Here is a 13,013-nt window from a genome sequence, read left to right as displayed (position 1 = left end):
CCCACGCTCTGCGTGGGAATGCAGCCCGGGACGCTCCGCGTCCCAACAGCGGACGCAGAGCGTCCATTGAGGCATTCCCACGCAGAGCGTGGGAACGATCCGTCAGGCACAAAAAAGCCCCGCATCTGCGGGGCTTTTGTTTAGGGGCTTATTTCTTCACGCCCAGCTTCTTCAGCTCTTCGTCGCGCAGTTCGCGGCGCAGGATCTTGCCGACGTTGGTGGTCGGCAGTGCATCGCGAAATTCCACGGAGCGCGGGACCTTGTAGCCGGTGACGTTGGCGCGCATGTGCTCCATCACCTGTTCCTTGGTCAGGGTCACGCCCGGTTTGGCGACGATGAAGATCTTGATCGCCTCCCCCGACTTCTCGTCCGGCACGCCGATGGCCGCGCATTGCAGCACGCCCGGCAGGGTCGCGAGCACGTCTTCCAGTTCGTTCGGGTACACGTTGAAACCGGAGACCAGAATCATGTCTTTCTTGCGATCGACAATGCGCATGTAGCCATCGGGCTGGATCAGCGCGATGTCGCCGGTCTTCAACCAACCTTCGCTGTCGAGCATTTCATCGGTGGCGTCCTGGCGCTGCCAGTAGCCCTTCATGACTTGCGGACCTTTCACACACAGCTCGCCGATTGCGCCCAGGGGCTGCTCAACGCCGGCATCGTCGATGACTTTGCACTGGGTCGACGGCACCGGAATCCCGATGGTGCCGATCTGGATGTGCTGGATCGGATTGACCGTGGCCACCGGGCTGGTTTCGGTCATGCCGTAACCTTCGCAGATCGCACAACCGGTCACCGCTTTCCAGCGCTCGGCGGCGGCCAGTTGCAGGGCCATGCCGCCGGACAGCGTGACTTTCAGCGCCGAGAAATCCAGCTTGCGGAACGCTTCGTTATTGCACAGCGCCACGAACAAGGTGTTCAGGCCAACGAAACCGCTGAACTTCCACTTCGACAGTTCCTTGACCATCGCCGTCAGGTCGCGCGGGTTGCTGATCAGGATGTTGTGGTTGCCGATCAGCATCATCGCCATGCAATGAAAGGTGAAGGCATAGATGTGGTACAGCGGCAGCGGCGTGATCAGGATCTCGCAACCTTCATTGAGGTTGGAACCCATCAGCGCCTTGCACTGCAGCATGTTGGCGACCAGGTTGCGGTGAGTCAGCATCGCGCCCTTGGCCACGCCGGTGGTGCCGCCGGTGTATTGCAGCACCGCGACATCGCCGCTGTCCGGGTTGGCTTCGGCCACTGGCTGGCCGTGGCCCTTGCTCAGCACGTCGTTGAACTTGACGGCCTTGGGCAAGTGATACGCCGGGACCATCTTCTTCACGTACTTGATGACGCTGTTGATCAGCAGGCGCTTGAGTGGCGGCAGCAGGTCGGCGACTTCGGTGACGATGACGTGCTTGACGCCGGTTTTCGGCACCACGGTCTGCGCCAGGTGAGCCATGTTGGCCAGGCAGACCAGGGCTTTGGCACCGGAGTCGTTGAATTGGTGTTCCATTTCCCGCGCGGTGTACAGCGGGTTGGTGTTGACCACGATCAGCCCGGCGCGGATCGCACCGAAGACGGCCACCGGGTACTGCAACACGTTGGGCAGTTGCACGGCGATTCGATCACCGGGCTGCAAGTCGGTATGCTGTTGCAGGTAAGCGGCAAAGGCACCGGACAATTCGTACAGTTCACCGTAGGTGATTGTCTTGCCCAGGTTGCTGAATGCCGGTTTGTTGGCGAAGCGTTGGCAGGACTGCTTCAACACTGCCTGAATATTCGGATACTCGTCTGGATTGATGTCGGCAGCAATCCCGGCAGGGTACTTATCCTTCCAAAAGTCTTCGATCATGGAAGCCCACTCCTCAGCAACGCGAATTCATCACCGCATTTGATGCGATTATTATTGGTGTGTGTTTTTGATTGGTGAGTCTGGCTTTTATATAGGCCGAGAAGTCACAAAAGCGCGCCGAGAGTAGCAGCTTTGCCAAGGGCCGACTAGAGCCAAAAGCGGCCTCTACAGTCACTTTCATGACTCAAGAATAGCAAGCAGTCATTTTAGAGCAAAAATTCTATACACCCCTTGGAAGCCCTTTAAATCGGGCTTTTCAGCCCTTAAAAGCTTCGCGGGCAAGCCTCGCTCCTACAGGTATCGCGTCAATGTGAATGACGGTGAACCTGTAGGAGCGAGGCTTGCCCGCGAACGCGCGGAGCGCGGCCATCCAACGATCAGGCGATATCGCGCAACTCCCGCCGCAATATCTTGCCCACCGGCGTCATCGGCAACGACTCACGCAACACAATGTGCTTGGGCACTTTGTACGCGGTGAAGTTTTCCTTGCAGTAGGCCTTCAACTCTTCAAGGCTGACTCCCGATTCCCTGGCCACCACAAACAACTTCACCGCCTCCCCCGAACGTTCGTCCGGCACGCCGATCACCGCGCAGTTGGCGACTTTCGGGTGGGCCATCACTACGTCTTCGATTTCGTTCGGGTACACGTTGAAACCCGAGACGATGATCATGTCTTTCTTGCGATCGACAATGCGCACGAAACCGTCCGGGTCGATCACCCCAATGTCACCGGACTTGAACCAGCCCTCGGCATCCAGCACTTCGGCGGTGGCGTCGGGTTTCTGCCAATAGCCCTTCATGATCTGCGGGCCCTTGATGCACAACTCGCCGCGCTCGCCCAGCGGCTGCTCGACGCCTTCGTCGTTGATGATCTTCAACGTGGTGCCCGGCACCGGCAGGCCGACCGTGCCGATCCGGGATTTATCGCCGTAAGGGTTGGTGCAGGCCACCGGTGAGGTTTCGGTCAGGCCATAGCCTTCGGTAATGCGGCAACCGGTGAGCTGTTCCCAGCGCTCGGCCGTGGCCTTGACCAGCGCGGTGCCGCCGGAGTTGGTGAGCTTGAGGCTGGAGAAGTCCAGGGTCTTGAAGTCCGGGTGATCCATCAGCGCCACGAACAACGTGTTGAGCCCCAGCAACGCCGAAAAGCGCCAGTTTTTCAGCTCCTTGATAAAGCCCTTGATGTCCCGTGGATTGGTGATCAGCACGTTGTGGTTGCCGGTCACCATCATGCACATGCAGTTCGCCGTGAACGCATAGATGTGGTACAGCGGCAACGGCGCGATCATCACTTCCTGGCCTTCGCGTAGCAGCGGCTGGCCGTCATTGCCGAACTGCCCCAAGCACGCTCGCGCCTGCTGCATGTTTGCCACCAGGTTGCCGTGGGTGAGCATCGCGCCCTTGGCCAGGCCGGTGGTGCCGCCGGTGTATTGCAGCACGGCGATGTCGTCGAGACCGACCTTCAGTGGCTTGATACCCAGGCCCCGGCCCAGGCGCAGCGCGCTCTTGAAGGAAATCGCCTGGGGCAATGAATAGTCGGGGACCATTTTCTTGACCTTGCTCACCAGGGTGTTGACCAGCCAGCCCTTGGCGGCGGGCATCAGGTCGCCCATCTTCGCTTCGATCAAGTACTGGATGTCAGTGTCGGCCAGCACTTCCTGGACCTTGGCCCCGAACATGTTCAGGTACACCAGCGCCCGGGCACCGGAATCCTTGAACTGATGACGCATCTCCCGCGGGGTATACAGCGGGTTGGTGTTGACCACGATCAGCCCGGCGCGCAAGGCACCGAACACGGCAATCGGGTAATGCAGGACGTTGGGCATCTGCACCGCGATGCGATCCCCCGGCGCAAGATCCGTGTGGGCTTGCAGGTAACCGGCGAACGCGGCGCTGTAGCGTTCCAGTTCGGCGTAGCTCAGGGTCACGCCCATGTTGCTGAAGGCCGGGCGATCCGCGAATTTCTTGCAGGAACGCTCGAACACCTCGATCACCGACTTGTAGGCCCCAAGATCGATGTCCAGGGGTACGCCGGCCGGGCGTTTGTCATTCCAGAAATCAGGTTGCATTGTTCTTGTCCTCTTTACCTGAATCTATCCGGGGCCACTTCTGTCATTTCTGAAAAGCAAACAACGAAAAGCGGAGCTTCACGGACACTAGCAGTTATGGCCAATCAGGCAAATATGGCAAACAGCGTCATAGATCGTGTGAATCTTCCTAGGACGGTGTGGCCTGATCAGACGGCAAGCGTGGGATGCGCTATACAATGCAACGACATCGTGCAAAGGAATCGCCATGATCCACGACACTTTCTGGCTGACCGCGAGTGACCACAGCCGCCTCTTCGTCAACCAGTGGCTGCCCACCCCGCCGCTGAAAGCCGTGATTCTGCTGGCCCATGGCATGGCCGAGCACAGCGGTCGCTACGCCCGGCTGGCGGAAAAACTCTGTGATCAGGGCTATGGCGTCTACGCGCCGGACCTGCGTGGACATGGCAAAACTGCCGAAAACGGCACCCTCGGTTATTTCGCCGATGACGATGGCTGGTGCAAAGTCGTTGGCGACCTGGCCAGCCTTAACCAGCACATCGGCCAGCAACACCCCGGAGTGCCGATCGTGCTGCTGGGCCACAGCATGGGCAGCTACATCGCCCAGGCTTACCTGCTGCACCACAGCGCCAGCCTGCACGGGGCGATCCTCAGTGGCTCGAACTTCCAGCCCGTGGCGCTTTACCGCGCAGCGCGGCAGATTGCTCGCCTTGAACGGCTGCGCCAGGGGCCGAAGGGGCGCAGCGCGCTGATCGAGTTCCTGTCCTTCGGCTCCTTCAACAAGAAATTCAAACCGGCACGCACTCAATTTGACTGGCTGAGCCGCGATCCGGCGGAGGTCGATCTGTACGCCAACGACCCACTTTGCGGCTTCCGCTGCACCAATCAACTGTGGATCGATTTGCTGGGCGGCTTGCAGCAAATCAGCAAAGCGTCCAATCTCGCCCAAGTCGATCCGGGCCTGCCCTTGCTGGTGATGGGTGGCGAATGTGATCCGGTGAGCGAAGGCAAGCGTCTGAAAGATCTGGCCCATGCGCTAAGGGCGGCCGGCAGTCAGAACCTGCAATTGAATATTTACCCGCAGGCGCGTCACGAACTGTTCAACGAGAGCAACCGCGATGAAGTAACCGCCGACGTATTGAACTGGATCGCCCAGGCCCTCAGCCACCGCCGCCCAGCCAGAACCGAATAGTTTTTCGAATCGTTTTTTTGTGGATTTTTTAATTCGTCACAGGAATTGAGACAGATGACCCAGGTTACCAACACCCCTTACGAAGCCCTTGAAGTCGGCCAGACCGCCAGCTACAGCAAGACCGTTGAAGAGCGCGACATTCAGTTGTTCGCCGCCATGTCCGGCGATCACAACCCGGTGCACCTGGACGCGGAATTCGCGGCCGGCACCATGTTCAAGGAACGCATCGCCCACGGCATGTTCAGCGGCGCCCTGATCAGCGCGGCCGTCGCCTGCGAATTGCCTGGCCCGGGCACGATCTATATCGGCCAGCAGATGAGCTTCCAGAAACCGGTGAAAATCGGCGACACCCTGACCGTGCGTCTGGAAATTCTCGAGAAACTGCCGAAGTTTCGCGTACGCATTGCCACCCGCGTGTTCAACCAGCGTGATGAGTTGGTGGTGGATGGCGAAGCGGAGATCCTGGCACCGCGCAAGCAACAGACCGTGACCTTGCCGACGCTGCCGGCGATCAGCATTGGCTGAGGCTCCTTCGGAGCCATTCACGAGCAAGCCCGCTCCCACAGGGGAGCTTTGTTGAGCACAAATGCTGTGTTCACTGAAGATCTACTGTAGGAGCGGGCTTGCTCGCGAATAGCCTCCCCCCGGACTCATGTCTGGCACCGAATCCCAGGCATAAAAAAACGCCAGTCAAACTGGCGTTTTTTATTACAGCGACGAACGCTTAAGAACGAGCACGCGCCTGGTTACGCAGGGCTTTTACCTGATCGTGATTGCGTTGCACGCCGTGGTACTGACGCTCAACCAGGTCGCGAATCCCTACCAGATTGTGTTTGTTGATTTTTTCCAGCGCTTCCTTGTATGCCTTCAGCGCGTGGTCTTCACCGCGTTCGGCTTCGTTCAGTACGGCTTCTTCGTCCTTGCCGGTGAACATGGCTTTCACATCGACCCAGCGACGATGCAGGTCACCGCTGACGCTGGTCGAAGTTTCCGGATCGCCGCCCATGGAGCGCACAGCGCTTTGCAATTCGGCAGCCGCTGTCGCGCAATCGGCGGAGCGTTGCACGAACAAGGTTTTCAGTTCTGGATGCTTGATGTCTTCAGCGCAGGTCTTGAACCCTTCCTGACCGTCTTTGCTGGTTTCAATCAGGTCGTTGAGTACAGAGATGGCTTCTTTATTCACGTCGGTCATTTTCAATTCCTCGCGGTTTGATGAAAGATGCAATAGCTATTGCAGCCTGCATGCCAGCTTTGAATTGAATATTTATTCCTTATTTTTCAATCATTTAACTTTGACTCTGAAATCTGTATCCGCGTTATTTGCATGATCTGTCATTTGGCCTGCATGCAGAATGCCTGTATTTTCGAGGGCTGTTTGAATCAAGACGACCGATTGATGAATCCTGAAAAGCTCGAACTGCTGATTACCCGCGAAATGCCCTTCGGCAAATACAAAGGCCGCATCATCGCCGACCTGCCCGGCCCGTACCTGAACTGGTTTGCACGGGAAGGGTTCCCCCACGGCGAACTCGGCGGACTGCTGGCGCTGATGCAGGAAATCGATCACAACGGCTTATCGGAACTGCTCGAACCGCTGCGCGCCAAACATGGCAAACCTGCGCCCCGCCACTGAATTGACTGAGTAACCCATGCCCGAGAACACCCGCCGTGCCCGTGATGAAGCCTTCTGGCAAACCTTTGCCGATCGTTACGCAGTCGAACCCGGCCCCATCAATCTGGAGAACGGTTACTTCGGACGCATGTCGCGCACGGTGGTCGAGGAATATCAGCGCAACATCGAGCTGATCAACCGCAGCAACTCAGTGCATGTGCGCCAGCGTTTCGAGAAGATTGAAAGCCTCGACATCCGGGCGCAGCTCGCCGAGATGATGGGTGTGCGTGCGCACTCCATCGCCCTCACCCGCAACGCCTCGGACGGCCTGCAATCGTTGATCCGCAACTACAACCGCTTGCAGCCCGGCGATCAGGTGCTGTTCTGCGATCTGGAGTACGACACGGTCAAGGGCGCCATGCGCTGGCTGGCCCGTCATCGCGGCGTGGAAGTGATCGAAATCGATCACCAGCACCCGGCGACCTTCGACAACCTGCTGGCGACCTATCGCGAAACCTTCGAGCGTTATCCGCGCCTCAAGCTGATGGCCCTGACCCACGTCACCCACCGCACCGGCCTGGTGATGCCAGTGCAGGCGATTGCCGCGCTGGCCAAGGAATACGGGGTCGATGTGATCCTTGACGGCGCCCATGCCCTGGGCCAGATGGAATTCAATCTGGAAGCCCTGGGCATCGCCTTCGCCGGCTACAACCTGCACAAATGGATCGGCGCCCCGCTGACCCTGGGTTTCATCTACATCGCGCCCCAGCGCCTGGCCGACATCGACCCGGACATGGGCGAGATGCATTTTGCGATCAACGACATCCGCGCCCGCACGCCCTACAGCACGCCGAACATCCCGGCGCTGATGACCTTGCCACTGGTACTCGAAGAGCATCAGGCCATGGGGGGTTCCTCGGCCAAGGGCGCACGGCTCAACTACCTGCGTAACCGCTGGGTCAACGCCGTGCGAGACCTGCCGGGCATCGAAGTCATGACGCCGGACGATCCGCGCCTGTATTGCGGCATCACTTCAATGCGTTTCACCGCGCATGCCGACCAGCAGGTGATGGTCGAGCGGTTGCTCAGCGAGTACGACATCTTCACCGTGGTCCGCAGCGGTGCCGCCAGCGGACCGTGCATTCGCATCACCCCGGGGCTGACCACCACGGCCGCCAACATCGACCGATTGGCCCAGGCCCTGACCGAACTGAGCTGACGTCTACACCGTGTACTTGTCGAAGTCTTCGGGCCTGATCTGCGTCGACACTGCAAAAGTATCGATGCCGATGGTCAGGTGCCCGAAGAAACCGTCCTCGTAGGAGTCTCGGCCGATGCTGTGCACCATCAGGGTCGACGCTTCACCGCCCATGTTGGCGTAGTACTCGTCTTGAGCGTTGGTCGGCGGCGCCAGCGTCCGCCCGCGATAGGCCTTGGCATTCAGCACCGACCGTGAGGCGACCTCTGGGAAATACAACTGGCCAACCCAGGCGACATGCCGTTCCTCCAGATAATTGTTACCGCCGGTGATCCGCACGGCGACGTGAAGGTGCAGCGCACGGCCGGCATAGAACCCCGGATAGATCGTGGTAAAGCGCACGACGCCATTGTTGTCGCTGAATTGCCCGCCGCGCAGGTAGGTGTCGTCATCGGTGCGCGGGATCGAACCAATAGCGTCGGCATCAACTTCCTGGTCCGGGTTGACCTTGCTCCAGCCCGAATACGTGCCTCGGGCATTGCAGTGCCAGATATCCACCAGGGCGCCACTAACCGGCTCGCCGGTCATGGCATCGACAATCACCAGCCGCAGCACCAGCGGAAGGCCGTCCTGGCCTTCGCTGATGTTTCTGCGGATGAGCTTGGGGTTGCGGAAATAAGGGCCGGCGATCTGTTCCGGGGAGAGCAGGCAGACGGGTTCGCGGGGAGCAGCAGAGGTGTAATCCATGAGGTTCTCTCTTCCATAAGATGCTTCAAGGATAGAGAGAGATGCCGGGCGGGAGGCGGTAACTATGTATCGGCAAATGTTTATGTGTGGGAGCGGGCTTGCTCGCGAAAGCGGTGTGTCAGTCGATGTAAATGTTGAATGTCAGTCCGCCTTCGCTGTAGGAGCAAAGCTTGCTCGCGATGAACGATAACGCGGTTAACCGTTGCACCGCGGTGATGCCATCGCGAGCAAGCTTTGCTCCTACAGGGGCATTGTTTGCAGGCAAAAAAAAACGGTGCACCGACCAAGCGCACCGTAAAGCCGTAGAACACACAACGAAGTGTCTGGTAATTACTAATCCAACAGCATCAGTCCAACAGCGCCAACGCCTCGGCGGTGCATTCCTGAATGCGGGCCCAGTCGCCGTTCTTGATCCACTCCGGATCAAGCATCCAGCTACCGCCCACGCACATGACGTTTTTCAACGCCATGTAGCTTTTGATATTGGCCGGGCTCACGCCGCCGGTCGGGCAGAATTTCACTTCGCCGAACGGGCCGCCCAAGGCTTTGATCGCCGCGACGCCGCCGCTGACTTCCGCCGGGAACAGCTTGAAGCGGCGGTAGCCCAGACCATAGCCTTCCATGATCCCGGAGGCGTTGCTGATGCCGGGCAACAGCGGGATCGGGCTGTCGACACTGGCCTCGAGCAGGTCACGGGTAATGCCCGGGGTGACGATGAACTGCGAACCGGCGCGCTCGGCGGCGGCGAGCATGGTGCGATCCAGCACAGTGCCGGCACCGGTCACCAGCTCCGGACGCTGCTCGCGCAGGATCTGGATGGCTTTCAGGCCGAACTGCGAGCGCAGCGTCACTTCCAGGGCTGTCAGGCCACCGGCGGCCAGGGCGTCGGCCAAAGGCAGGACGTCCTGTTCGCGAGCGATGGTGATCACCGGCAAAATCCGCGCCTTGGCGCAGAGGCTGTCGATCAGGGCAACTTTGTCCGCCATGGAAACGGTCGGGGATGTGTTTGTCATAGCGGCTGATCCTTGGCTCATGGGCACCAGTAAATCTCTAACGTAGGTTGCAGAAACGCGCGAATCGGCATGGCAGCGACATCGTCACTGGCCAATGCGGCACTCAAAGTGGTCAATTTGGACTGACCGGAAATCGATAGAACGGTGGTCTTGGCCGACGCCAGCAGCGCCCGGCTCATGGTCAGGCGCTGATGGGGCACAGTCGGCGCCAGCATCGGCCAGCAACGGCGCGTGCCGTCGACTTTCAAGGCCTCGGCCAGGTTCGGGCTGTTGGGGAACAGCGAGGCCGTGTGACCGTCATCGCCCATGCCCAAAATCAGCACGTCGATTGGCGGCAATTCCGCGAGCAAGCGATCCGCCTGCTCCGCTGCCAGTTCAAGGTTGGCGGTGGCGCTATAAAGGCTCAGAAACTGCGCCTTGGCCGCCGGGCCTTGCAGCAGATAACGCTTGAGCAGACCGGCATTGCTGTCGGCGTGTTCCACCGGCACCCAGCGCTCGTCAGCCAGGGTCACCACGACCTTGGACCAATCCAGCTTCTGCTTGGCGAGGTTCTGGAAAAACGCGACCGGGCTGCGGCCACCGGACACCACGAGGGTCGCGCTGCCGCGAGCGTCGATGGCATCGCTCAATTGCTTGGCCACATTCAGCGCCAAACCATCGGCCAGCAACACCGGGCTCTTGAACTCATGGGCATTCACGCCCTGAGGCAGTTTCAATTCAGATATCGCCATACCACGACCTCCCATCCCGCGTGATCAGTGCAATGGAGCTCATTGGTCCCCAGGACCCGGCCGCGTACGGCTTGGGCGCGTCACCGGATTTTTTCCACCCGGCGATCAACTGGTCACACCACTTCCACGCGGCTTCGATTTCATCTTTACGGACAAACAGGTTCTGATTGCCGCGCATTACTTCCAGCAACAACCGCTCGTAGGCATCGGGAATCCGTGCGCTACGCCAGGTGTCGGAAAAATTCAGCTGCAACGGACCGCTGCGCAGCTGCATGCCTTTGTCCAGGCCTTGTTCCTTGGTCATCACACGCAGGGAGATGCCTTCGTCCGGTTGCAGGCGGATAATCAGCTTGTTGCTGATTTGCAGGCGCTGCTCCGGCGCGAAGATGTAGTGCGACGGCTCCTTGAAGTGGATGACGATCTGCGACAGCTTCTGCGGCATACGCTTGCCGGTACGCAGGTAAAACGGCACGCCGGCCCAACGCCAGTTGCGGATGTCGGCACGCAGGGCGACGAAGGTTTCGGTGTCGCTCTGGGTGTTGGAATTCGGCTCTTCGAGGTAGCCCGGCACCGGTTTGCCTTCGCTGTAACCGGCGATGTACTGGCCGCGCACCACTTGGGTGGTCAAGCCCTCAGGGCTGATCGGCGCCAGAGCCTTGAGTACTTTGACTTTCTCGTCACGGATGCTGTCGGCGGAGAGGTCGGCCGGCGGGTCCATGGCGATCAGGCAGAGCAGTTGCAGCAGGTGATTCTGGATCATGTCCCGCAACTGGCCGGCCTTGTCGAAGTAACCCCAGCGGCCTTCGATCCCGACTTTCTCGGCCACGGTGATTTCCACGTGGGAGATGTAATTCTGGTTCCACTGGGTTTCGAACAGGCTGTTGGCGAAACGCAGGGCGATCAGGTTCTGGACGGTTTCCTTGCCCAGGTAGTGGTCGATGCGGTAGGTGCGGTTCTCCGGGAAGAACTGCGCCACGGCGTCATTGACCTTGCGCGAGGATTCCAGGTCCGAACCGATGGGTTTTTCCAGGACCACCCGGGTGTTTTCGGCCAGGCCGACCTTCGACAGGTTTTCGCAGATCGCGCCATAGACGGCGGCCGGCGTAGCGAAGTAGGCAATCACGCGCTGGGCGCTACCGGCCTGTTCCGCGAGGGCGACGTAATCCTCTGACTTGAGGAAATCGACGTGCAGGTAAGTCAGGCGGGCAAGAAAACGTTCGAGTACGGCCTCGTCCAGCTCCTTGGCATCGACATAGCGGCGCAGCTCCGAGGCGATGAACGCCAGGTGTTGCTGCTCGCTGCCGGGTTCACGGGCCAAGGCGATGATGCGCGAGTCCTCGTGCAACAGGCCGGCGCCGTCCAGTTGATAGAGGGCAGGAAACAGCTTGCGCAAGGCCAGGTCGCCGAGGGCGCCGAACAAGGCAAAGGTGCACGGTTCAACCGTAATCGAAGGCATGATGTTTGTTCTTTTATCAAGTTAAGCTACAAATACCTTTTTTCAAGGCATCACTCAAGGGAAAATGTAGTAATAACCACAACATTTTCGCAAAATACAGATTCCGAGTGGTGGTCGGTCGGAGCCATCAGTAGGATAGGCCACCGTCACGGGCCGCATCAAAGGCCCTTTTTGCATAGCAGAACGCTTTGTTGGCGTTGCTGACTCAAGGAACATCTATGGACCGCGTGCGAAATTTACTGGAACAGATCCAGAATCGCCTTGAAGACCTGAACAAGGCCGAACGCAAAGTCGCCGAAGTGATCCTGCTCAATCCACAGCAGGCTACCCGGTTCAGCATCGCCGCCCTCGCCCAGGCCTCCAAGGTCAGCGAGCCGACGGTCAACCGTTTCTGCCGTTCATTCGGCGTCAGCGGCTACCCGGAACTCAAGCTGCAACTGGCCCAGAGCCTGGCCAGCGGTGCGGCGTATGTCAGCCGGGCGGTCGAGGCCGATGACAATCCTGAAGCCTACACCCAGAAGATCTTCGGCAGTGCCATCGCGTCCCTGGACAGTGCTTGCCAGGCCCTGGACCCGAACCTGATCAGCCGCGCCGTCGATTTGTTGATCCAGGCCCGGCAGATCCACTTCTTCGGCCTCGGCGCCTCGGCCCCTGTGGCGCTGGATGCACAGCACAAGTTCTTCCGCTTTAACCTCGCGGTCACCGCCCACGCTGACGTGCTGATGCAGCGCATGATTGCGTCGGTGGCGCACACCGGCGAGTTGTTTGTGATCATCTCCTACACCGGCCGCACCCGCGAACTGGTGGAAGTGGCGCGCATCGCCCGGGAGAACGGCGCTTCGGTGCTGGGTTTGACCGCCGAGAACTCGCCGCTGGCCAAGGCCAGTACCTTGAGCCTGAACATTCCGTTGCCGGAAGACACCGACATCTATATGCCGATGACTTCGCGGATTATTCAGCTGACGGTGCTGGACGTATTGGCGACGGGCATGACTTTGCGTCGCGGGGTGGATTTCCAGCCGCATTTGCGCAAGATCAAAGAGAGCTTGAATGCGAGCCGGTATCCGGTGGGTGACGAGTTTAATTAACCCGATATCGATGTCGCCTGTTTCTACCCGATGTAGAAACGGGAACATCCTTTACAAACGAAACCGGGGACATCCTTTACGTTTTTGTGGG

12 protein-coding genes are annotated in these 13,013 nt (G+C 59.4%); 5 read left to right on the top strand and 7 right to left on the bottom strand.

Annotation, left to right across the window (positions count from 1 at the left end):
* Positions 1-148 precede the first annotated feature (148 nt).
* Together fadD1 and fadD2 are read right to left on the bottom strand one after the other, a co-directional pair.
* Positions 149-1,840 (bottom strand): long-chain-fatty-acid--CoA ligase FadD1, encoded by a 1,692-nt coding sequence (fadD1, locus tag BK665_RS16255; protein WP_123407179.1) that lies wholly within the window; start codon positions 1,838-1,840, stop codon positions 149-151.
* Between the two features lie 377 nt (positions 1,841-2,217).
* Positions 2,218-3,906 (bottom strand): long-chain-fatty-acid--CoA ligase FadD2, encoded by a 1,689-nt coding sequence (fadD2, locus tag BK665_RS16250; RefSeq protein ID WP_123407176.1) that lies wholly within the window; start codon positions 3,904-3,906, stop codon positions 2,218-2,220.
* Between the two features lie 226 nt (positions 3,907-4,132).
* On the opposite strand from fadD2, the gene BK665_RS16245 reads away from it, so the two are divergent.
* Positions 4,133-5,077: an alpha/beta hydrolase gene (locus BK665_RS16245; protein ID WP_123407174.1), complete on the top strand. Its 945-nt coding sequence runs from the start codon at positions 4,133-4,135 to the stop codon at positions 5,075-5,077.
* Between the two features lie 54 nt (positions 5,078-5,131).
* The gene (locus BK665_RS16240) at positions 5,132-5,602 is read left to right on the top strand and encodes a MaoC family dehydratase (protein WP_008151121.1); all 471 of its coding nucleotides are present in this window, start codon (positions 5,132-5,134) and stop codon (positions 5,600-5,602) included.
* A 199-nt stretch (positions 5,603-5,801) separates the two neighbouring features.
* Here the strand turns inward: BK665_RS16240 and BK665_RS16235 are convergent, their stop codons facing one another.
* The gene (locus tag BK665_RS16235) at positions 5,802-6,269 is read right to left on the bottom strand and encodes a ferritin-like domain-containing protein (protein WP_123407172.1); all 468 of its coding nucleotides are present in this window, start codon (positions 6,267-6,269) and stop codon (positions 5,802-5,804) included.
* A gap of 204 nt (positions 6,270-6,473) precedes the next feature.
* Between BK665_RS16235 and BK665_RS16230 the strand changes: the two genes are divergently transcribed.
* Together BK665_RS16230 and BK665_RS16225 are read left to right on the top strand one after the other, a co-directional pair.
* Complete coding sequence (locus tag BK665_RS16230) at positions 6,474-6,710, top strand: DUF3820 family protein (protein WP_003213031.1); 237 nt, start codon at positions 6,474-6,476, stop codon at positions 6,708-6,710.
* 16 nt (positions 6,711-6,726) lie between these two features.
* Entirely contained in the window at positions 6,727-7,908 is a 1,182-nt protein-coding gene (locus BK665_RS16225; protein ID WP_123407170.1) for an aminotransferase class V-fold PLP-dependent enzyme, read from the top strand.
* A 3-nt stretch (positions 7,909-7,911) separates the two neighbouring features.
* Here the strand turns inward: BK665_RS16225 and BK665_RS16220 are convergent, their stop codons facing one another.
* The 4 genes from BK665_RS16220 to zwf form a co-directional block, all read right to left on the bottom strand.
* Entirely contained in the window at positions 7,912-8,634 is a 723-nt protein-coding gene (locus BK665_RS16220; RefSeq protein WP_123407168.1) for an intradiol ring-cleavage dioxygenase, read from the bottom strand.
* 347 nt (positions 8,635-8,981) lie between these two features.
* The gene (locus BK665_RS16215) at positions 8,982-9,647 is read right to left on the bottom strand and encodes a bifunctional 4-hydroxy-2-oxoglutarate aldolase/2-dehydro-3-deoxy-phosphogluconate aldolase (protein WP_123407166.1); all 666 of its coding nucleotides are present in this window, start codon (positions 9,645-9,647) and stop codon (positions 8,982-8,984) included.
* A 17-nt stretch (positions 9,648-9,664) separates the two neighbouring features.
* Positions 9,665-10,378: a 6-phosphogluconolactonase gene (pgl, locus tag BK665_RS16210; protein WP_123407164.1), complete on the bottom strand. Its 714-nt coding sequence runs from the start codon at positions 10,376-10,378 to the stop codon at positions 9,665-9,667.
* Entirely contained in the window at positions 10,365-11,834 is a 1,470-nt protein-coding gene (gene zwf, locus BK665_RS16205) for a glucose-6-phosphate dehydrogenase (protein ID WP_123407162.1), read from the bottom strand. The genes pgl and zwf overlap by 14 nt, the downstream gene beginning before the upstream one ends.
* A gap of 227 nt (positions 11,835-12,061) precedes the next feature.
* On the opposite strand from zwf, the gene BK665_RS16200 reads away from it, so the two are divergent.
* Entirely contained in the window at positions 12,062-12,922 is an 861-nt protein-coding gene (locus BK665_RS16200; protein WP_178129043.1) for a MurR/RpiR family transcriptional regulator, read from the top strand.
* The last annotated feature ends 91 nt before the right edge of the window (positions 12,923-13,013 follow it).

This window comes from Pseudomonas frederiksbergensis (assembly GCF_003732665.1).
Lineage (GTDB): Bacteria > Pseudomonadota > Gammaproteobacteria > Pseudomonadales > Pseudomonadaceae > Aquipseudomonas > Aquipseudomonas frederiksbergensis_G.
Note: the sequence above shows the minus strand (reverse complement) of the source record. Positions and strands in the feature narration are given on the sequence as shown.